Genomic DNA, 21,401 nt, shown 5'->3' on the forward strand with positions numbered 1-21,401 from the left:
CAGACCAATGTTCCCGATCTTGTCAATCCGTAGCCATGCCCGTTCCAGATACCGCCTCCTTGCAACTTGCGCGGTTACTGCCACGCTTGCTTTTGCAATCTCTCAAGCCGCGAATGCGCAGGCGGTCTCGCAAGGCGAACAGGACAGGCCTTCCGAAAACCCGACGTCTGTCGGCACCGGGGCTGCCGACAGCGGGGAGATCTTCGTGACCGCAAGACGCCGCACCGAGACGGTACAGGACGTTCCGATCGCGATTTCAGTCGTCGGGGGCGAGCACATCGACAACACCGGTTCGTTCAATGTCGGGCGTCTGCAGCAATTGACCCCGACCTTGCAGTATTACAGCACGAACCCGCGCAATACCGCCGTGAACATCCGTGGTGTCGGCGTACCCTTCGGCCTTACCAATGACGGTATAGAGCAGGGCGTGGGCATCTACGTCGACGATGTCTACTTTGCGCGCGTCGCCTCGGCGACGTTCGATTTCCTCGACGTCGAGAGGATTGAGGTGCTGCGCGGGCCGCAAGGTACGCTCTATGGCAAGAACACAACGGCGGGCGCGATCAACATCGCGACGCGCCAGCCGACGTTCGACTTCGAGGGAAGGGCGGAGATCTCGGTCGGCAACCTCGGCTTCCGGCAGGCGAAGGCGGCCGTTTCCGGGCCGCTCTCCGAAACGGTCGCAGCGCGCATCGCCCTGTCTTCGACCGGTCGGCGCGGGACCTTGTGGAACACGACCAGCCAGCGCTGGATCAACGAGCAGGACAACCTTGGCCTGCGAGCACAGGTCCTCTGGCAACCGAATGACAACCTTTCGGTCACGCTCGCTGGCGACTATTCGCAGCAGGACCCGGAGTGCTGCGGCACTGTCTTTGTGCGCACAGGCAGAACCCAGCGCGCACTTAACCGGCAATACGAGGCGCTCGCCAATGCGCAGGGCTATGCGCCGCCGAGCACCGACGCCTTCGACCGACTGACCGATCTGGACGCATCGCTGAACGCGGGCAACAAGGTCGGCGGGGCGTCGCTCAAGGCTGCCTGGGAAACCGGCATAGGTACACTGACCTCGGTCAGCGCCTGGCGCTTCTGGGACTGGAAACCCGAGAACGACCGAGACTTCACCGGCCTTGCCATCACTACTCTTTCGCAGAACCCGTCTCAGCAGGACCAGTACACGCAGGAACTGCGGCTTTCGGGCGGGGAGGGGGCGCTTGGCTATACGCTGGGGGCGTTCTTCTTCCAGCAGAGCGTCGACACGCAAGGGAGCCAGCAGCAAGGCCCGGCCGCGAGTGCGTGGCTGATCAATCCCTCCAATCCGCTAAACTCGGACCCGAGCGTTCTCGACGGCCTGACTGCGACAAATACCATCGGGCTCGATAACACCAGTGCCGCGCTCTACGGACAGGTCAGCTGGCAGCCCTTCGCTGGACTGACGCTGCGCCCGGGCGTCCGGCTCAACTACGATAGCAAGGACGGTGACTATGCCTCGGTCGTGACCAACGGGGCAGGTCAGCTTGTCACCTACCAGAGCACCGATCCCCGCATTGTCGCGCAGCGCGCGGTGCTCGCGCCGCAGGCCTTCACCGTCGACTACAAGGACTGGAACTTCAGCTACGATCTCACTGCGAGCTACGAGGTCTCGGGCGAGGTGCTCGCCTATGCGACTTATGCGCATACCTTCAAGTCGGGAGGCGTGAACCTGAACGGGGTGCCCTCCGATGGCGACGGGCGGCCCATCCTGGAGGCCGCAACGGTCGCTCCGGAGACGGTCAACCATTACGAGATCGGCATGAAGGCACGCTTCTGGGATCGCCGCGCGACCCTTAACCTGTCCGCGTTCCGCACCGATATTTCCAACTATCAGGCGCTCGTCACGAACGGCAGCCTGGGTGTTCTGCGTGGCTATCTCGCCAATGCCGGACAAGTGCGTACACAAGGGCTGGAGGCGGACCTTTCGATCCGGCCAAGCCTACGCTTCAATGCCTATGTCAACGCGGCCTGGACCGACGCGACCTACCGCAGCTTCACCGATGCACCGTGCCCTCCCGAGCTTTCGGGTGGAGCCTCCCTCCAGGATGGACAAGTGCCCGATGCCCCGGGAACCCCGGCCGGGATCAGTCCTGCCAACTGCGACATTTCGGGTGCCCGCCTACCGGGTGTTTCGAAGCTCGCGCTCGCGTACGGGGCCGAAGGAAATCTGCCGATCACACTGCTCGGTGAGGTGGGCGCTGTCTATCTCGGTGTTGACGGCAGCTACCGTTCACGCTTCTCGAGCAATCCCACACCTTCGGCATATACCTGGGTTGATGGCTATGCGCTCACCAACCTTCGTCTCGGTTTTCGAGGTGGAAAGGGGTTCGAAATCTTTGGATGGGTACGCAATCTGTTCGACACGCAGTATTTCGAGCAGTTGCAGGTCCCAAGCGGCAACACCGGACTGATCGTGGGCACACCGGGCGATCCGCGCACCTACGGACTTACTCTGAAGCACTTGTTCTGACGTCGTATCCTCGGGTCCCGAACTATAACGTGAGGGAGCAGTCGAATGCTTGTGCCGAAAGCGCGGTTCAGTCGACATTGTGATGCAGCTATGCTCACAAAAATCGGTAAATAGCTGTCTTCATGTGAAGCCTGATTTTCTTCCTGCAAGATTTCGCAAGCAGCGTCTGGTTCGGGCTTGAGGGCGGTCACAGCGTCAGACTTTCGGACACTCCCTTCCGAGGCCTTGAGGGTTTGGACTAGTGACTGGTCACCACAAGGCTCGATCGAACTGCTATTAATGCAATTAATTCGCATTACCGATTGCAATGTGAAGTGCGATAGGTAGGAAGTCCTCCTGATGCGAACGATTCGCAGTAATGCAACAGGGGAGATACACGTGCTTTCATTCCGGGCCGCGCTGATCGCGTCGGCGGCCGCTTTCGTTGCCATGCCCGTCGCGGCGCAGGAGGCACCAGACCCCGATGCCGGGGCCACGCCAACTAGAGAGACCGCGACAGCGGATGAAATCCTCGTCACCGGCCGCGCACAGCGCCTCTACCGTGTCGAGGAAACGACCGTCGGCAAGGTCGCGCAGGACCCGATGAACATTCCCCAGGCCCTTCAGGTCATCAATTCGGAGCTCTTCGCCGACCAGGGCGCACGCGATGCGACCGACATCTACCGCAACATCTCGGGCGTCAGCTTCTTCAGCTATGCGGGCGTCACTTTCCGCGGCTTCCGGCAGGACCAGTCCTTCTACGATGGGCAGCGCGGCAATCCCTTCATCGGCTTCTCCGTCCCCCAACTCTTCAACATCGAGCGGGTGGAAGTGCTCAAGGGCCCGGCGGGTCTGTTCTTCGGTCCCGGCTCGCCCGGCGGCATCATCAACTACGTCTCCAAGACCCCGTCCGAGGAAACCAGCCTGCGCGCCGTCCTCACCGGCGGCACCTACGACCGGATAGGCCTATCCGCCGAAGCGACAGGAGCGATCGACCGCGATGGGATCCTCACCTACCGGCTCGGCGGCTTCTACGAATCGATGGATCCCTACCGCCGCAACACCCAGAACAAATCGCGCATCGGCGATGCGGGTCTCGCCATCCGCACCAACGAGGGCGGCAAGCTGACCCTGCAGGCCACCGTCTACGACAACGAATTGCAGGCCAACCGCCTGCGAGGGGTGCTCGTCGATGATGACGGCAACTTCCTCACTGACATCCGCTGGAACGCGAATGAGAAGACCGATTTTCTGAACCTGCGCTCCGAAGCTTACCAGGCGCGCTACGAGACACGCATCGGCGAGGCGGTGACCTTCAACGCGGGCGCGCGCTACTTCAAGGCGAAGGAGACGCAGCAGTACCACGAGCCGCGCGGGCTCGTGGCCGACAACCCGGACCTGGTCGTGCGCGAATTCCGCGACCAGATCCGTCCCGTCGACGGGCTCTCGTTCATGGTCAACACGACGGCACGGGTGAATCTGCTGGGCCTGGAGCACAGCTTCCAGGCCGGGGCCGACTGGTACGACGAAACGAGCGTGCTGCATTCGCGCATCCTGCGCACCGACGTCACCCCGCTCAGCCTCAGCAATCCGGTATATGGCCTGGGTGCGGGCGATGCGCAGCGCGCCGCGCAGCTTCCCTATACCACCACCGACACACGCACCCGCCGCAAGGGCGCCTACCTCCAGGACCAGATCAGCCTCACCGACGCTCTGCTGCTCGTGGCGGGCATTCGCTACGATCATTTCGAGGACGAGGTGATCCGCAGCCTTGGCGGCGCGCTGCAGGACCGTACGCGCTACGCCGACAGCGATGTGACGCTGCGCGGCGGCGCGATCTTCAAGCCCCGCACCGACGTCTCGCTCTACGCCAGCTGGTCACAGAGCTTCGAGCCGCAGAGCGCGGCGGATCAGAACAGCGATGCCGGCGGCCCCTTCGTGCCCGTTACCGGCAACCAGATCGAAGGCGGCGTGAAGACTCAGCTCTTCGATGGCCGTCTCCAGGCCAACGCGGCGCTCTACCGGATCGTGCGCCGCAACATCCTGCAGGTCGACCCCACGCTTCCCCCCGTCAGCGGCGTCGACCAGCTCGCGCCCATCGGCGAGGTCACCAGCAAGGGCTTCGAAATCGACCTCACCACCGACATCACCCCCGACTGGGTGCTGATGGTGAACTACGGCTACAACGACACGCGCATCACCGACACGGCCGAGGGCCAGGCGATCACCAACGGCGTGGGCGACCGCTTCGCCAACGCGCCGCGGCACAAGGTGGGCTTCTGGACGCGCTACCAGGTGCCCGCCATCGCCGCGGCCTTCGCTTTCGGAGGCGAGCATGTCTCACGCCGCATCAGCCTCTCGGGCCAGACTGTGAAGCCCTACACCATCTTCGACGCCTCGATCACCAAGAGCCTGGGCTTCGCCGAGCTTCTGCTGCGCGCCGACAACATCTTCGACAAGGTCTATGCGGCCTCGGGCTTCTCCAACCGCAGCGGCCATTTCCCCGGATCGCCGCGCACGTTCCTCGCCGAACTGCGCGTGCGGTTCTGAGCGCGGCGGCAGGCATGGCAAAGACGCGCAAGCCCAAGGGGCGTTCGCTGTGGTGGCGGGTCCACAGCTGGGCGGGTTTCAAGCTCTCGATCTTCATGACCTTCGTGCTGGCGACCGGCACGCTTGCGGTCTTTGCCCACGAGATCGACTGGCTGGTGACGCCCGCCATGCGCGCCACCCCGCACACGGGACCGCGCGCCAGTTGGGGCACGCTGGCGGCAGCTGCGGCCAGGGCGGTGCCCGAGGGACGCCTGCAGTCGCTCCACGCCCCGATCGACCCCTGGTTCACCGCCGAAGCCTGGGTCGACACCGGCGCGGGTTCACCCCGCAGGGTCTATGTCGATCCGTGGAGCGGCGAGGTCACCGGCACACATGGCTGGGCCAACGTGCACCGCTTCCTGCGCCAGATCCACCGGCACCTGATGCTGCCGACGCAGATCGGCATTCCCATCGTAAGCGCGCTGGCGCTCCTCCTGCTCGCCTCGCTCGTGACCGGCATCGTCACCTACAAGAAGTGGTGGCGCGGCTTCTTCAAGCGGCCACGAGGCGGGGATGCCCGGCGCCTCAGCGGAGACCTGCACCGCCTTGGCGGCCTGTGGAGCCTGTGGTTCGTCGCCCTCATTTCGCTGACCGGCCTGTGGTATCTGGTCGAGACGCTCGGTGGCCGCGCGCCTGTTCCCGAACTTGCCCGGACCGAACAGGCGCGCGCGGCACCGACAGGTGCTGCGCTCGACCGGCTCGTCGCACGGGCCCGGCACCTGCGCCCGGACCTCGACATCCGCGAGATCCGCTTCACACCCCGGCAGGGCGTGATCGTGCTGGGGCAGGGCGCCGCCTGGCTGGTGCGCGACCGGGCGAACGGGGTTGCGCTCGATCCGGCCGACGGCGCGGTGCTGACGCAGCTGGCGGGCGAGGACCTGGGACTCCATGAACGCATCTCGGAGATGGCCGACCCGTTGCATTTCGGAACCTTCGGCGGGCTCTTCACCAAGGTCATCTGGTTCCTCTTCGGCCTGATCCTCACCGGGATGTCGGTGACCGGGGTCATCATCTACGCCAAGCGCCTCGAAAAGGCGGAGCGAGGCGCGCGCGGGGCCGTCACCATCGCGCGGCAGGGGATGGGGTCCTGGGCCTGGGTCAGTCTGACGCTGATCCTGCTGGCCCTTGTCCTCACGCCCTTTGCCATCGGCGGGGCCGTCTAAGCCAGCGCGCGTCACACACAGGACTGCCGGGATGTACAAGGCGCTCGGTGGCCAGATGCATGATCGTCTCGCGCGGTGGGGAGATGTCGATACGCTGCCGATCTTGATCGCTGCTGTGCGCTCTACATCGAACGCAATCTAGTAAATCTCCAACAACCAATCCCGCTGTTACCACCGCGATTGCCCTGCAAGACAACTCAGGGGGACGGTACTTTGGTGTTAGCGGACCATTCAGGGCGAAATTGCGCCAGATTTCATGGACGCCTCCCATCACCGTGAAATCTGGTATGTCTCTGAATTTACTGGACACCGTGCCCCAACTTTGCGAGCAGTCGAAATATTGCGGCTACAAGGCGTCGCTATATCTGGGGGCTTTATTTTCATGATCGATCGACAGACGGCGCGGGTGCGTCGCTGGTCCTTTGTGCTCGGTTCGAGCATCGTTGCCATGGCCGCTGCATCGGCAACGCCGGCCTCGGCGCAGTGCAGCCCCGATCCGACGGTAGCCGATAACATCACCGACTGCACCGGCATGGATTCCGACGGCCTGCGTGTCACCACGGATGGCAGCACAGTACAGGTCGCCCCCTCAGCCAGCGTTTCCGGCACCAGCAGCGCTGCGATCACCGTAGATATAGCCGCGATCCCCGATACCTACTCTGCCCGGACTGCCACAATCACCGTGGGTGGTAGCGTGGACGGCGGCACGCAGAGCGGGATTTCAGTCCTGTCCGGATCGGTCGCGGCCAACAACTACGACTTCTACGGCACTCAAGTCGACGTGACGGTTGAAGCGGGCGCGTCGATTACCGGGGCCATCGGCATTAGCGCAGGCCCTTCGGCGACGAACAACTATGCGCCGGCTCTCGTCAGCATCACCAATGCAGGCGCCATCTCGGGTACGAGCGGCGTCGCTCTGCGGGCGACCAATCCGGCGCGCGGCGCTTTCGATGTTATCGAAAACCAGCAGGGCGGAACGATCGGCGCAATCGTCGGGACGATCGGCACTCTCAATAATGCAGGCGTGATCGATGGCGGCGCTCTCAGCGCCATCGATCAGACCACCACCTATAACAACCTTGCCTATCCCAATGGGTGGATCAACAGCGGCACGATCCGTTCCACCTCCACGGCATCGACGATCGCCAACCTGTCCACTCCGTTCAATCCACTTACCAACAGCGGTACCATCGCCAATGCTGGAACCGGAGCCGCCATTCAGAGTGAGCGTGGACTGGACGTCGTCAATCTCGCCGGAGGGACCATTTCCACCGCTGGAAGCACGGCCATTTCGGCAGGATGGCTGACGCTGACCAACAGTGGCACGATCATCGGCGATATCGTGACCCAGCCTCCCTACGGCTATTTTAGCTACAGCGTGATCGATTCCACGCAGGGCACGATCGCGGGCAACGTCTCGCTCGGTAGCGGTAACGATCTCGTCTACGGTCGCTACGATGGCACGGAGAATCTGGTCACCGGGATCACCGGCACGCTGGACGCCGGCCTTGGCATCAACTCCCTCGTCCTCAAGACCGACGCGGATCTGACCATCTCCACCGCGATCGCGCTGCCCGCCGGGTTCCAACGTTTGCAGCTTGCTACCACCGCAGGCACCACACTTACCCTTGCCGAGGGATTCGTCGCCCCCGGGATGATCGTGACGGATGAAAGCAGCATCGTCGTGAACGAAGCTGCGATCACGACCCTAGGGCAGGCCTTCACCACCGGCGACGCCTCAAACCTGACCAACACCGGCTCGATCAATGCGACCGGCGCTGCAAGCTATAGTGCCGTTGGGACGGGGTTCAACAGTCTGCTGACCAACAGCGGTACGATCACCTCGGGTGGAGACGGCGTGATTGCACACGGCGACGTCGTCAATTCGGGCACGATCTTGGCCGTCGGAACCGCGGTTTACATGTCCGGCGAAACGCTGACCAACAGCGGCACCATCCGCTCGACCAGCGGCGTCGGCGTCGTGCTGAGCGGCAACACATACTACACCGCCACCAACAGCGGCACGATTGAAGGCGCGACTTATGGTGCGGTGATCGGCTATGTCCTGAACAACAGCGGCACCATTTCCACCAGCGCCACCGGCACCGCAGTGGGCCTCGGAAACTACGGAGTCCTGAACAATCTTGCGGGCGGGGTGATCGATGGCGGCGCCTGGGCGATCACCGGAAAGGATTCTTACGGGTCGACCAGCACGTACAATGCCAGGGTCTTCAATGCCGGCACGATCAACGGGGACGTGACTTTCGTCTCCCCGCGCGACAGCAGCTATTACAGCAACAACAATATTTACGTCGCGCTCACCGGAGGCGTCCTCAACGGCAACCTGACGCTGGGCATGGGCGATACGCTGGTGACCGACCTGGTCAACACGGGCCAGGGCCAGTTCGCGGGCATCAACGGCACGGTGACCACCACCGGCGGTCTGCTGCGCTACCGTGTTTCGGGCGAGGCGAGCACGGCAATCGGCGCCGTCGGCCCCTTCGCCACGACCGGCTACGAACTGGTCGATGGTGCAAAGCTGACGCTGACCGCAGACGTGCCGCAGACCCTGCCGCTGATCCTTGCCGGCACCGGCACGGTGGATCTGACCGCCGATATCCAGACCACCAACCAGACCGCCCTCAGAGTGGTTTGGGCGGCGAGGCCCGATAGCTCGACGATCATCAATCCGGACGCGCTGACGATCGTCAACCACGGCACGATTTCGGGGACGATCAACGACTACTGGGGCGGCGGCTTCGGGGTCGTCAGCCTCACTACGCAGGACACGCTGCAAAACGAGGGCACAATCAATGCCGCCTTCACGGCGACCAACGGCGGAACCTCGTACAATGCCGCCGTCACTTATGGCAGCACGCTGGTCAACAACGGACGGATCACGCTGGACGGCAGCTACGGCGCCTACAACGTCGATATCGTTGTGAACACGGGCACGATCGAGCAGACCGGCCCGGGTGCTTCCTACGGCATCTACAACGCCCACAGCGTGACCAACAGCGGTACGATCCGGACCGCCGACAGCGCGATATCGGGCGGCTATGGCACTAGGGTCATTAATTCCGGTACGATTGCGAGCACCGCAGGAACCGCGATCAGTTCGGTCGGTCAAGTCACCAATCTGGCCGGCGGAACGATCTCGGGTGGCGGCGGGATGGCAATCTCCATGAGCGGTGGGTCGGTGGCCAATGCCGGCTCCATCATCGGCGATGTCGATTTGGGCTACTGGGGCGGTTTCGGTTACGGCAGTGCCTATTACGCCAATGGCGGGACACTGACGGGCAACCTGACGCTGGGCAGCGGCGATGACCTGTTCCTCCAGAGCGGGCCCGAAGCTGGCGTCAGCGGCACGATCGACGCTGGCCTTGGCCGTGACACATACGGCATTGCGCTGAGCAACAGCGGCTCGGTCACCATTGGCGCCGCGCCCGGCATCGGCTTTGAGGATGCCATGATTGCGGCCGTTGGCGCCGATACGGTGGCCACTGTCACAGGCCTCGATGCCGCGTTCACCGATCTTCACGCCGCCGGCGATGGCACCGTCGTCAACGCGATGGACCTCTCTGGCGCGCTGATCATGGGCAGCGATGCCTATACCGGCCAGGCCTATATCCTGGGCCAGACACTCGGCACGCTCATCAACGACGGATCCGTGGCGGGCGGGGTAAGCGGTTCCGTGGACCGTCTGGTCAACACGGGCACGATCGGCTCGACTGAGCTGGCCGATGCCCCGATCATGGTCTGGAACTGGGGCGATATTGCCTTTGAGAACAGTGGCACCGTAATTGCCAGCCAAACCGAAGGTGCCTTCTCGTCACTGGTCGGCTACGCCATCGACGTCGCCAATAGCGGCACGATCGCGGGCGGCTTCCAAGCCTATGCGGTCGACTCGGAGGAAGGAACGCCGGGCACCATCACCGTGACCAACAGCGGCACCATCTCCGATGAAGGGGCCGGCGCGGCGCTGCAAATGCTGGGAATGGCGTTCGAAGGCAGTGCACCCGCTACTCTGGCGCTCACCAACAGCGGCACCATCAGCGCGAACGGAGAGGAGGCGGTCGCGGTCGGCCTCGGCCTTGCCGTTCCGGGCTACAACCCCACTCCCGCTCCGCCGCTAGGTACGGTAACCGCCACGATCGTGAACGCTGAAGGCGGGACGATCATGGCTTTAGGCACCGACGCCGTTGCGATCCAGTCGCTGGGCACAACGTTCGACCTCGAAAACCACGGCCGGATCGAAGCAAGCGGCGAGGGCGCTCTGGCCATTCTGGCGACCGATGCTTTCCCCGCCGTGATCCGCAACGCGGGCACGATCGTGGGCGGCGTGGTGCTGGGCGGCGGTGACGATCTGGTCGACAACAGCGGCACGATGGGCTCCATCGATCTGGGCGCGGGGGACGACCTGCTGCGCCTTTCGGGCGGCACTTTTGCAGGGGGCGTCTATGGCGGCGAGGGCAGCGACAGCATTGAGATTGTCGGGGGCCAGGCTGCCTTCTCGACTATCTCCGACGTCGAAACCCTGCGCATGAGCGCCGGCCTCGCCGCCGTCAGCGGCAGCGCCGCGTTCGACAGCATGACGCTCACCGGCGGTCGCATGGTCGGGCTTGCCGGCTCGACGATTTCGGCACCGATGATCACCGTGGGGCAGGGGGCAATCTTCGGTTCCGCAGGCACTGTCAACGGCGATATCGCCGTCGCTGGCACGCTCAGCCCTGGCGCCTCACCCGGCACGATGACGGTCAACGGCAACGTCACGCTGGCGGGCACTTCGGTATCGATCTTCGAGATAATGCCTACGGTTTCGGACAAGCTGATCGTCAACGGCAATCTCACGATCGCCTCGGGCGCCACGCTGCAGATCGACGCCTCCGGCATCGTGAACCCCGGCCAGTCGCTCGACCTGATCGATGCGGACAGCATCACCGGCAGCTTCACCAGCATAGTGCGCTCGGGCTCGCTTTACGGCGTTCTCGTCCAGGACAGCGATACGGTCTCGTTGCTGGGTGAGTTCATGAACGACACAGCCTTTACGCCGCAGGTTCAAGGCTCGATCGGCTACGTGAACGGCCTCCTCGCCAGCGGCAAGGCTTCTGGCGCGTTCCTGGCGGCAGTTCCGGAACTGGCGGCCAGCTCCAGCACTGCCAACCAGACCGTATTCGCGCAGCTGACGCCGGAAGCCTATGCCTCCGCTGGCCAGATCTCCGTGGAGCATGGGCTGGAACTGGCGGATGTTGGCCGCAGCGATGCCTTCACCTCGCGCCGCGACACGCCCGGTCTGTTCACTTTCGCAAGCGCGCTTGGCAATACGCGCACACTTGAAGGCGGCCCGCACGGCGCGTCGCGTGCGCGGATCAACGGTTACGGCTTCCTCGGCGGGCTTGGCTGGGGCGGCAGCGACTGGTCGTTCGGCGGCTTCGTCGGCTATCTCAACAGCCAGCAGACTTTGTCCTCGCTGGGTGCCCGAACCGACGTCGACAGCGTGGTAGCGGGTGTTCATGGCCGCTGGAGCAACGGCAAGCTCGGTATCAAGACAACCGTTGCCTATAATGGGGGCAATGCCGATACGCGCCGCAACCTGCTCGCCACTTCGGCAAACGGGTCTTATGACCTTACAGGCTGGACCGGCGATCTCAGCGTCACCTATGCGATGCCGCTCAGTCGCGGCTGGACGGTGCAGCCGACTGTCGGCCTGACTGCAATCCGCACGGTTCGCGATCAGGTGGAGGAAAGCGGCGGCAGCCCCTATGCCCTTGAGGTGGCACGCGAACGCGACCACGCGCTCTTTGTCGATGGCGACCTCACCTTCAAAGGCGGCATGCAGGTCGGCAATGCTCTGCGCCCCTATCTGACACTCGGTGTGCGCTATCAGGTGGAGGGTCGCGATCCTTTTGCGCTTGCAGCTCTTGACGGTGGGGCGCTCGGCCTCGCGGCGACCGGCGCCTCGCGCGCTCCTGTCCTCGCCAGGGCGACAATGGGGGCAGATGTTAAGATGTCCTCGAGCCTGACGCTTTTCGGCTCGGTGAGTGGTGAAGCCGGTAATGCCGATCGACGCGGAAATGCCCGCGTGGGCCTGCATCTGGCGTTCTGAAATCGACACAGCAGAGGATGATTTGGGCGTATGGGATCGTGCCGCGAGGCCTGCAAAGCAGGCCAACGCGGGCGATGGCAACGAAGAACCAAGGCCCCGGATGCATTCCGGGAGCTCAGTGCCTTTAGCATCTGGCATTTCATCACGTCAGATGTTCCGCGGCTGAGATGTCTTGTATCTGGCAGTTTCTGCTCCAAACAGGACTGAGCATAACGTCCCATCCAGAAGCGCCAATCGGAAGCTCTATGGGTGCGGGCCTAGCGTGCACTAGCAGCAAGGTGGTCATTCCTATGGAAACATTCGGAAAGATCACCTGGCTTTCCGCCGACCAGAGTTCAGGCGGTAACCTGAAGTGAGGCTACCCCAGGCCTGCCCCTAAAAATCGGTCGCGGTTGGCCCCGGGCAGCGATGAACGCATCCGAACAGCGCTGCGCGAAAAAGGCGAGGAAGCTTGCCCTTCTCCGGATGGTTACGAACAGTGATGGCCTGAAAATTGGCGGACAGGGTGTCCCCCAAACTATTTGCCCGGGACGTTCGGATTTATCCTATGAGCCCCATAAAACCTTGGATTTTTGGTTGCGATAGCAAATTGGCCGTCCGTATGCATCCCGGTGCGTTCCCATAAAACCGCGCTATTATCAGGGAGCGGTTATGGGAACGGCTGCTGCTTCCGCCAATGTGGCAGGGCGCTGGTAGGTTCGATTCCCTGATAGGGAGCCGAAATGCCAAGGAAGCTGCACAACGCGCTAACCCCTCTTGCGGTGAAGAATGCCAAGCCGGGACGCCATGCCGATGGTGGCGGGCTGCATTTGCTGGTGAAGCCGACCGGCGCGCGCTCATGGGTCTATCGCTTCATGCTCAACGGCAGGTCGCGGGACGTTGGCCTTGGCACGGCTGGGCAGGGCGGCATGTCGCTTGCCGATGCGCGCGACGAGGCGGCGGCGCTGCGCCTTAAGGTCAAGGCGGGCATTGATCCGCTGGAGGAACGGGACAGGGAGGCCGCCCAGGCGCTTGCGGCGGCTCAGGCTGCCAAGGTGGCCGGGACCACGTTCAAGGACGTGGCAACCGCCTATATCGCCGCGAACTAAGAAAGCTGGCGCAACCCCAAGCATCGCCAGCAATGGCGCAATACACTCGACACCTATGTATATCCCGTGATCGGAGATTTGCCGATTGCCGAGATTGAAACCGCGCATGTGCTCAAAATCATCGAACCGATATGGCGCACCAAAGCTGAGACGGCTGCGCGGATTCGCGGGCGAATTGAAGCCGTGCTCGATAGCGCTAAGGCGCGAGGCTATCGGCAGGGTGAAAACCCGGCGCGCTGGCGCGGGCACCTTGCGCAAATCCTGCCTGCTCGCACCCGGCTTTCGCGGGGCCATCACAAGGCCATTGCCTATGAGCAAGTCCCGGCATTCGTCCGCGCGCTGCAAAAGCGGGAGGCTGTAGCGGCGCTGGCGCTGGAATTTACGATCCTCACCGCTGCTCGCTCTGGCGAAGTGATCGGCGCGACTTGGGCAGAAGTCGATTTGCAAAAGGCAATCTGGACGATCCCAGCCGACCGAATGAAGGCCGCGAAAGAACATCGCGTGCCGCTGTCCCCGCGGGCTGTTGCCATCCTCGAAGCCCTCCAGCCCCTTGGCAGCGAATATCTGTTCCTCGGCGCGCGAGGCGGTAAGCTATCCAGCATGGCAATGGCAATGCTCATGCGCCGCATGAAGGTTGATGCAACCGTGCATGGCTTCCGTTCTAGTTTCCGCGATTGGGCAGCCGAATCCACAAGCTATGAGCATGAGGTTGCGGAAATGGCGCTGGCCCACACTATCGAAAACAAGGTGGAACGAGCCTATCGGCGCGGCGATCTGTTCGACAAGCGACGGCGACTGATGGAAGATTGGGCCAGTTACTGCACCACGTTCAAGGCTGGTGAATCCAAGGTGGCACCTATAATGATTATATAAATAATATATAAGTCATATGATGCTTATGTCGCTAGACCGGGAGATTGTAACTTCAACATAGTCCCCCTTTAAAGAAACATAGTATTGAAGGCCGCTTCTATTGAGGTCAGACCCTTGAATTTGTTCTATTATTTTACTCCAGTCACGATGAAAGGCTTGAACGTGATTCTCAATATTTTTTAGATAAATAGAAACTTGTTTTGAGTTATCCTCAGCCACCTCCGTAACAATCCAATTGTGAAAGGGAATGATGAAGGCTACAAAATCCTGATCAATTTCAAGCAAAAATACAACCTTTGGGCGAACTCGATAGGAATTTTTTGCCGACCTCTTGGCAATACTAGCCAAAAATGATTTTAAAGAATTATAGGTGTCCTTCCCAGCTTCTTTCAGCATGGCGCCGAAAAAGCTATTGGCAGCAAAGCCTACACCCAATCCGATAATAACAGATATATCGATCCCGTAATTTGCATGCAGCTCAAGATTTTCAGAATCAAATAGATCACTCGACCTTTGATACGCTGGGAGCCACGATAGGTTTATATGAGGTTTGCAAGTTTCATCGATAAAACGACGATCATCTCCATTTAAAGGAGAAAACTGCACTGGATGAACAGTTTGAACCGTTAGTTGCAGCGGCATATCTGATCCCATGAATGGACAACAGCCTCAGACGATACTCTAATTAGGCTGACGTTAGCTAGCAAGCTGCCATTTGAGGCCTTCAAATGCGCGCGCGGATAGGCAAACCAGCCGACAAGCGTTCATCCCTAACTCACATTGGGAGCCACGAAGGGAAGCCGGATGCCCGAACCAATAAAATATGTGATTACGTGGGGTAAGGCAGCGAAAGCGACCAAAGCTAACTACACAAGCGAGCCGAAAACCATATGGGCATTGCCGGAAGGTCAGCGATGCGACGCGGTAAAGGACATCTTCCGACAGGCATCCGAGAAATATCTGGAGGCGGTCAAAAGCGACGATGCCAAATCAGCTCAGCAATGGTCAGTTACCGCAATAAATGCAATTTCGGGCCTATTCCCAGACACCAAAGATCCTGCTCACCGCCTGATAATATCACTTATTGCCGCAAGCGTGGCTGCTCGATCAGGGTCTAACGATCACATATTATTGCGGCCGGGTGCTCGGGTGCCGGGAACCAAGAGCGGACTGAACATAGCAATAATGGCAGCAGCAGGTGTTGCAGCGGTGTGGTTCCTTGAGAACAAGGGCATGTCCAAAAACGCCGCAAGAAAGGCAGTCGCGAGCATTCTCAGCAAGAATGGCCTAAGCAGGCGGCGTGGTGAATATGGCGAACCGAAGCCACTGACCGCTAGCGCAATCAGAGCTTGGGAAGAAAAACCCGATCATTACCCGCTCGTGCTGACCATTGCGCCGGGCTATCACGAGACTTTGGAGCGTGAGGCATCGGCAAGAGGCTTGCTGTCTACCGAGGAGGCGTTGACCTTCCTGCGCGAACAGGCAGCTGTGCACTTGCCAACCATGTTTGCATTTTAAGGGCTTCGTTTCAGCAAACGGCCACGCGGTAGACCGACCTCATTCAAGCATGAGCGAGGTCATTCAATGCGAGACGAAAAATACGATCCCCCGAAAATTGCCTACAGCATCAAGGAAGCCTGCAAGGCGTCTAGCTTGGGACGCACCACCATTTATTCGCACATTGCGGCGGGGCGATTGCTCGCACGGCGGATCGGTGGGCGCACTGTCATTCCGGCATAGAGCCTACATGCTTTCATCTCGGGAGAGGCTTGAGCCATGCCGCACGCACAAATCCCGACCGCCAAGAGTGAACGTGCTTCGTGGCAAGCTTTAGTCGCTGCTTTGACGCAAGCGCTGACCCTCTCCGCCTATCGTGCTCAACATTTGATCGGCGGCTACGGCATTCGCGCGGAGGTTGCTGCAATGCTTGTAGTCCTCGCACTCGGAGGGCGCGCCAATGGCTGAATGCTATCCCAAAAACCCCGGCGCAAAGGGGCCGGACGGCACAAGTCAGGACGCTGCCGAAGCTATCGCCCTGACTGTATCGCACCTTCGTCGCCTTGCTATGCGCTCGCTGGCACGGTTGGGGGGAAGCAACCACCTTGGAAGCCGTGCTAGTATCCGGCGTCACGCGGGAATCGCTACAGCCGCGTTTTTCGGAACTACGGGCCATGGGTTTTGTCGAACCGACTGGTGCGCGAAAGCGCAATCCCAGCGGTAAAAGCGCGTCCGTGCTCAGGCTCACCGATAATGGTCGCAAAGTGCTTGCCGATGGTTAAAAAACGCAAGCGCAACAGAATCAATGCCACCGGGCGGAATCTCACAAGCCGTTTTGCCCGGCTGGATTTTCGTATTCTCAACAGCAACGCTTACCGCTCACTCAGTCCCAATGACCGATCACTGCTTGTCGAGCTTGTGATGCTCTACAACGGCGAAAACAACGGTAGCCTTTATCTGAGCGTGCGGGATGCAGCGCACCGTATGGGGCTGGCGGACCTTTCCGCTGCCAGTCGTTCGTTCGACGTATTGCAAGACTTGGGCTTCATCCAGCTAACGCAGGATGCCCACTTCTGCGTGAAGGCTGCTGAAAAGTCGCGTGCGCGCTGCTGGCGGCTGACTTGGCAGGCTGGGCCGGGACGCAAAGCACCATCGTGGGAGTTTTTGGACCGTGAGCCAGATTCAGAAGATCCGGCGCGCAAACGGATGGAGCGAGGGTTGCGGGCGCTAAAGACGTTCAAGCAGTCTAGGGACAGGGGGAAATTTCCGGTGCTGGATTCCGATACGTTGAACCACTACCCATCCAATTTGTCCGTCCCATCGGTATTGGATTCCGATACGCCGAAAGACCCAAATGGCAGTATTCAGCCAAATGTCTGCGTTCGGGCTTCCGCTACACATATAGCTACACCATTGGGGGAGAAGGCAAAGAGCCATCCAATCGGCTGGTGGCAGCCGGACTGTGTGTTTTCTCTCCAACATCTGACGTTAGCTTCACTGGCGAATGGCTCGATGCTTCTTGAGATCCCAACAAGGAAGGCTGCATGAGCCAAGCGGACAAGGCGAAGCGCAAGCAACCGGCACGAAAGGGCAAGGGACTTGCCCAGCCACAAGAACGGACTGTGACGATCCCCTGTCCCGATACCGAAAGCGACGAAGAGGCGAACCGTATTCTGGCGCGGGAAGTTCCTGGCTGGGAAAAGCTCGATCACGACGAGCGGGCAGAGCTGCTGCGGTTGATCCGAGATCATCGCAAGCGCGGCGCACCGGCAAAGGTCACGATGACGCGCAAGAGCGATGGCGGCTGGAGCATCGAACCGACCGGCACAAGCGAAATGCTGGCGCTGCTCAAGCTGCACGAAACCTTTTCGGCCAATTCCATCGACCCGGTAAATGCGCGGGCCTCCGAACTGCTCAAATATCTCGGTTCAGTCGGAGCGGACAATGAAGCGCGCTACAATGCTGCGCTGTCATTCATCGAAAGCATGAAGCCCCAGGATCAAGCTGAGGCGCTGTTGCTGGTCCAGATGTATTGCACCCACGACGCGGCAATCCGGGCGCTGAGCCAGATTGGAATGTCAGAATGGGTCGCAACCGCGCAGACCTTCGGAAACCTCGCCACGAAGCTATTGGGTACCTCTCAGCGGCAAATGGAAACACTGGCCCGGATGCGCCGGGGCGGAGAACAGGTTGTTAAGCATATTCACGTCGATAACCGGGGCGGGCAGGCCGTCATTGCCGAGCACGTCAATCAGGGGGGCGGAACAGCGAAAAATGAGGATCAATGCCATGGAGCCGGAAATTCTGTCAGCGGCCCCTCGCTGCTTGGCCATGACGCGCAGGGGAACGGCGTGCCAATCCCCAGCCGTGAAAGGGCGGAAGCGGTGCCGTATGCACGGCGGGACGAATCCCGGCGCGCCTAGGGGTAATCAGAATGCCCGCAAGCATGGCGGTTATTCGGCCAAGACGCTGGAGGCAATGCGATATGTGAATGCGATATGTGAAGGCGATTGCGCGGCTGGTGCGGGACGTTCCGCAAGCCTAACCTTTATATTTGGCGAGTGTCGCTTGAAAGGTGTGAACCTCATCGCCCGTCCGAACCTCAATTGTGATCGGAACTGGTGTCTTGCTGGCTCGCACCTCTGATGGAATCTTATACTGGACGATTCCGCCGAAAACCTGCTCGGGATCAATGGTAGTCATTTTCATGACCTGAGCCAAATCCTCCCGTTTCGCAGCTTGGCTTAGTCGCATCGCTTGAAGGTCGCGCTGATTCTGCTCGTTAGCGACCGACTGCGCCGCAAAGGCAGTGCCAGCGTTATAGCCGGAGTAGGTGGCGGTTCCGTAGCTATTTGCCGTGTATGGCATAGTCCCGAACGTCCCGTAGGAATTGCCGCTGTATGTTGCTGAGCCATAGTTATAGCCTGCTTGGTTGGCCTGCATGTTTCGCCCAGCGGCGGCTAGTCCAACCGCAAGCGCCTGCCATGCCTCTCGGCGCTTTTGCTGCTTCAACAAATCCTGATAGGTCAGCATTGCAACGCTGGTGCCGTCCGGCATTTTGACCGTGATGTTTTCAGGCCCGAAATTGAACGGCTTGTCGCTGCTGTTCAGGACGTAGATGCGGAAACCGCCTTGTTTGGGAGTTTGTTGCCGAGGTTCTAAGATACGAACGGAGCTTGTTGGCGTGGCGTCGTCAACTGCCTCACGTCCATCTTCAAATCGGGATGTTTGCTCGACCTTCGCAGTCACGTCCAAAACGTATTCTGCTGCTACCGCCGGAGTGCTTACAAGTGTAAGCGTGAATAGTGACCCCGTAAGTATGTGCCGATGCATTTGAATCCCCCTCAGTATTCGCGATGATATGGCCGTGACAGGCTATCGGCAACCTTCATAAAAAATCGAAATAGATTAACCGAAAGCCAGCAAAAAACCGCCATTTTCAGCCGCGATTTGTCGTGTTTGGTGTGTAGTTGTTTCGAGCCTGTACGGCTGATACCGGCATAGCTGCCCGAATGGCGTTGCGGGCGATTGCCCCACTCCTGTTGAGAATTGTTTGAGGAGCGCGCTGATTGTGCGAATCGAGCCGCTCGCGTTCGCCTCAAGCGTCGGGTCTATCGGGGAGCGGTTATGGGAACCCACGCACAATCTTGGAAAAATATCAGCTAAATTAATGTAAAATGGCGGACAGGGTGGGATTCACGAGTAAATAAGCGTGATTGATTTTACGGCATAAATCTCAGTAATCTGGAGTGCTGACAACAAACTGACAACAAGAACCGAAGCAATTTTTAGCGACTTCTCGCTGAATAGGGCGTCTGATACGGTCTTTCCCACAGTTATGAGGGGTGGGATATGGTTCGATTGACGATGGCGCTGACCTTGACCTGCATCGCCGCGACCGGATGCAGCGGGGGACTCCCGAACGAGGCGAGTGACCCCACGCAGAGCATTGCAGGCGAAGTTGGGGTACCCGCGTCTTTCAGGTTCAGGGAGCTTGTTCCGGGCGAAACTTCAGTGCAAGCCGCTCTCAAGGCTGGGACGGTGCGGGATTGTGTCGCCACGCCAGCCGAAGCTCAGACCCGTTGCGCCTTTGCTGAGAGCCGCGTTGGTAATGTGCCTGCTGGATATGGACGGGTCATCTTCAAGGAGAACCGTTTCGACTGGTTCAACCTTCGGCCGGGGGCGTCGGAATTCGAGGCGCTCCGCAGCGTTCTTGGGGAAGCATACGGTAAACCCTGCTCAACCCGGTCGCGCGCGCTGCAGAACAGCTACGGCGCTCAGTTTGCAGGCGATGAGGTTTCCTGGTGCTTCAAGGAAGGGCGTCTGACGTTGCGGCGCCACGCTGCAGGTGACGACGGTGCCCGTCGGGGCGATCTCGAATTCTTCCGCACCGGGGACAACCTGACCACGGCGTCGACCGAATCACTATCTGCGGACACGCTATGAAATTGATCCGATAAGGTCGGGGCGTGATTGAAATCACGGCGCTGTCTATGATTGGTGTTACCGCTCGTTAATTTGACTCCCGCAGGGGGTTCCAGACTATTGATCGGAACCTCCTGCGACTTGCGCTGTCGTTCGCTGCATGCGTTCTCTAACGCACACGATCTTTTTGATTATGTTGGTTAAATCGAGGCTGCGTTAAGGCAAATTTAACTATCCGCGCCATTAATTCCCGTGCCGCTTGTAGCGGCTTTTATGGGGGACAAAATGGAACGCAGCGAATGGTATCAGGGCAATTGTCGCGGACGGGATCTGGCGGCTTCGACGATCGCGTCGATGCGCGAGGACTTCGCGCCCCACATGCTCGGGCAGGTGGTGAGAAAGATCATCGAGCGCGGTGAGTATGGCGCCGAGGAAGTCGGATTTTTCCAACGCCTCGGCGAGCAGCTCTTATAGCCGCTCGGCGAAGGTCGAGACCGGACGCAGGTCAGATTCCGCCACGTCGAGGCGGGCCGAACTGCTCCGGGCTACGCCGCTGGTAGCTATGATTTCCGGAGAAATTTCGAAGATGCGGACACTGAAGCCCTCGCGGACCACACCCAGGACGATGACAGCATCGTTCTTGGCCGGAACCGGGAATCGCAGCTTGTCGTCCACCAGCTCTCCGAGCGTGATGTGAAACGCGTAGTTCGCGCCCTTGATGATCGCGTAGAGATCGATGTTCTCGTCGGTCGCACGCTTGTCGGTCTCGTCAGGGAAGGCCGGGCGGCCGCCGTCCATCTGGATCAGGCCTGCCACGACATTGACCACGCCGTCGGCCATTGCGTTGCGCAGCCGCTTTTCCTTCGGCCCAATCTCCGGGTCGACGCCGAGCGAGAGCCATGCAACATCGACCTCGAGAAGCTGGGCAACCTTTGCCATCTTCGCCGGGCGCGGCCGTGACTCACCGGCAAACCACTTGCGGCAGGTTTCGATGCTCACGTTCTCGTTGAACCGCTTTGCGAGCTCTTCGCGCAGCCACACGTAGCGGCCACGATGCAGATCGGGGGCGTGTGCGTTGGTGTCGCACGCCTGGTTCAAGCGCTTTGCGAATTCAGGTTCGCGAACTAGACGATCGGCCACCATTCATCCCCGTTAAGATTGTCAACTTACAATTGACATCT

General features: G+C 60.5%; 16 protein-coding genes and 1 pseudogene. 14 read left to right on the forward strand and 3 right to left on the reverse strand.

What is annotated here, in order from left to right; all coding sequences use genetic code 11:
* The first annotated feature begins 7 nt into the window (after window positions 1–7).
* From I5E68_RS09580 to I5E68_RS20140, 7 genes and pseudogenes are all read left to right on the forward strand, one after another.
* On the forward strand, window positions 8–2,500 hold the full coding sequence (locus I5E68_RS09580) for a TonB-dependent receptor (RefSeq protein ID WP_197163238.1): 2,493 nt from the start codon (window positions 8–10) through the stop codon (window positions 2,498–2,500).
* A 378-nt stretch (window positions 2,501–2,878) separates the two neighbouring features.
* Window positions 2,879–5,029, forward strand: a complete 2,151-nt coding sequence (locus I5E68_RS09585) for a TonB-dependent siderophore receptor (RefSeq protein WP_197163239.1) — start codon at window positions 2,879–2,881, stop codon at window positions 5,027–5,029.
* 14 nt (window positions 5,030–5,043) lie between these two features.
* Window positions 5,044–6,231 carry a PepSY-associated TM helix domain-containing protein gene (locus tag I5E68_RS09590; protein ID WP_197163240.1) on the forward strand — a complete coding sequence of 396 codons (1,188 nt, stop codon included), beginning with the start codon at window positions 5,044–5,046 and terminating at the stop codon, window positions 6,229–6,231.
* Between the two features lie 382 nt (window positions 6,232–6,613).
* Complete coding sequence (locus I5E68_RS09595; protein WP_197163241.1) at window positions 6,614–12,337, forward strand: autotransporter domain-containing protein; 5,724 nt, start codon at window positions 6,614–6,616, stop codon at window positions 12,335–12,337.
* Between the two features lie 722 nt (window positions 12,338–13,059).
* Window positions 13,060–13,425 carry an Arm DNA-binding domain-containing protein gene (locus I5E68_RS20135; protein WP_228726915.1) on the forward strand — a complete coding sequence of 122 codons (366 nt, stop codon included), beginning with the start codon at window positions 13,060–13,062 and terminating at the stop codon, window positions 13,423–13,425.
* A gap of 15 nt (window positions 13,426–13,440) precedes the next feature.
* Window positions 13,441–13,662, forward strand: a pseudogene (locus tag I5E68_RS20495) (phage integrase central domain-containing protein); the annotation flags it as partial.
* A 24-nt stretch (window positions 13,663–13,686) separates the two neighbouring features.
* The gene (locus tag I5E68_RS20140; protein WP_440590238.1) at window positions 13,687–14,298 is read left to right on the forward strand and encodes a tyrosine-type recombinase/integrase; all 612 of its coding nucleotides are present in this window, start codon (window positions 13,687–13,689) and stop codon (window positions 14,296–14,298) included.
* 12 nt (window positions 14,299–14,310) lie between these two features.
* Here I5E68_RS20140 and I5E68_RS09605 read toward each other — a convergent pair whose 3' ends face one another.
* On the reverse strand, window positions 14,311–14,952 hold the full coding sequence (locus I5E68_RS09605) for a hypothetical protein (RefSeq protein ID WP_197163242.1): 642 nt from the start codon (window positions 14,950–14,952) through the stop codon (window positions 14,311–14,313).
* Window positions 14,953–15,102: 150 nt separating this feature from the next.
* Between I5E68_RS09605 and I5E68_RS09610 the strand changes: the two genes are divergently transcribed.
* The 5 genes from I5E68_RS09610 to I5E68_RS20430 all read left to right on the forward strand — a co-directional run bounded on the left by I5E68_RS09610 (window position 15,103) and on the right by I5E68_RS20430 (window position 18,441).
* Window positions 15,103–15,816 (forward strand): hypothetical protein, encoded by a 714-nt coding sequence (locus I5E68_RS09610; RefSeq protein WP_197163243.1) that lies wholly within the window; start codon window positions 15,103–15,105, stop codon window positions 15,814–15,816.
* A gap of 66 nt (window positions 15,817–15,882) precedes the next feature.
* Window positions 15,883–16,038 carry a helix-turn-helix domain-containing protein gene (locus I5E68_RS20365; protein ID WP_323982125.1) on the forward strand — a complete coding sequence of 52 codons (156 nt, stop codon included), beginning with the start codon at window positions 15,883–15,885 and terminating at the stop codon, window positions 16,036–16,038.
* A gap of 531 nt (window positions 16,039–16,569) precedes the next feature.
* Entirely contained in the window at window positions 16,570–17,343 is a 774-nt protein-coding gene (locus tag I5E68_RS09615) for a hypothetical protein (RefSeq protein WP_228726916.1), read from the forward strand.
* Window positions 17,340–18,218, forward strand: a complete 879-nt coding sequence (locus I5E68_RS09620; protein WP_197163246.1) for a hypothetical protein — start codon at window positions 17,340–17,342, stop codon at window positions 18,216–18,218. The genes I5E68_RS09615 and I5E68_RS09620 overlap by 4 nt, the downstream gene beginning before the upstream one ends.
* Complete coding sequence (locus I5E68_RS20430; protein ID WP_369122928.1) at window positions 18,127–18,441, forward strand: HGGxSTG domain-containing protein; 315 nt, start codon at window positions 18,127–18,129, stop codon at window positions 18,439–18,441. The genes I5E68_RS09620 and I5E68_RS20430 overlap by 92 nt, the downstream gene beginning before the upstream one ends.
* On the opposite strand, the gene I5E68_RS09625 is transcribed toward I5E68_RS20430, so the two are convergent.
* Complete coding sequence (locus I5E68_RS09625) at window positions 18,337–19,044, reverse strand: hypothetical protein (RefSeq protein ID WP_197163248.1); 708 nt, start codon at window positions 19,042–19,044, stop codon at window positions 18,337–18,339. The two genes, I5E68_RS20430 and I5E68_RS09625, sit on opposite strands and share 105 nt — an antisense overlap.
* A 612-nt stretch (window positions 19,045–19,656) precedes the next feature.
* On the opposite strand from I5E68_RS09625, the gene I5E68_RS09630 reads away from it, so the two are divergent.
* Together I5E68_RS09630 and I5E68_RS09635 are read left to right on the forward strand one after the other, a co-directional pair.
* Window positions 19,657–20,241, forward strand: a complete 585-nt coding sequence (locus I5E68_RS09630) for a hypothetical protein (RefSeq protein ID WP_197163250.1) — start codon at window positions 19,657–19,659, stop codon at window positions 20,239–20,241.
* Between the two features lie 264 nt (window positions 20,242–20,505).
* Window positions 20,506–20,694: a hypothetical protein gene (locus I5E68_RS09635; RefSeq protein ID WP_197163252.1), complete on the forward strand. Its 189-nt coding sequence runs from the start codon at window positions 20,506–20,508 to the stop codon at window positions 20,692–20,694.
* On the opposite strand, the gene I5E68_RS09640 is transcribed toward I5E68_RS09635, so the two are convergent.
* Entirely contained in the window at window positions 20,689–21,363 is a 675-nt protein-coding gene (locus I5E68_RS09640) for a helix-turn-helix domain-containing protein (protein ID WP_197163254.1), read from the reverse strand. The two genes, I5E68_RS09635 and I5E68_RS09640, sit on opposite strands and share 6 nt — an antisense overlap.
* Between the last annotated feature and the right edge of the window lie 38 nt (window positions 21,364–21,401).

Origin of the sequence: Novosphingobium aureum (genome assembly GCF_015865035.1) — a bacterium.
Lineage (GTDB): Bacteria > Pseudomonadota > Alphaproteobacteria > Sphingomonadales > Sphingomonadaceae > Novosphingobium > Novosphingobium aureum.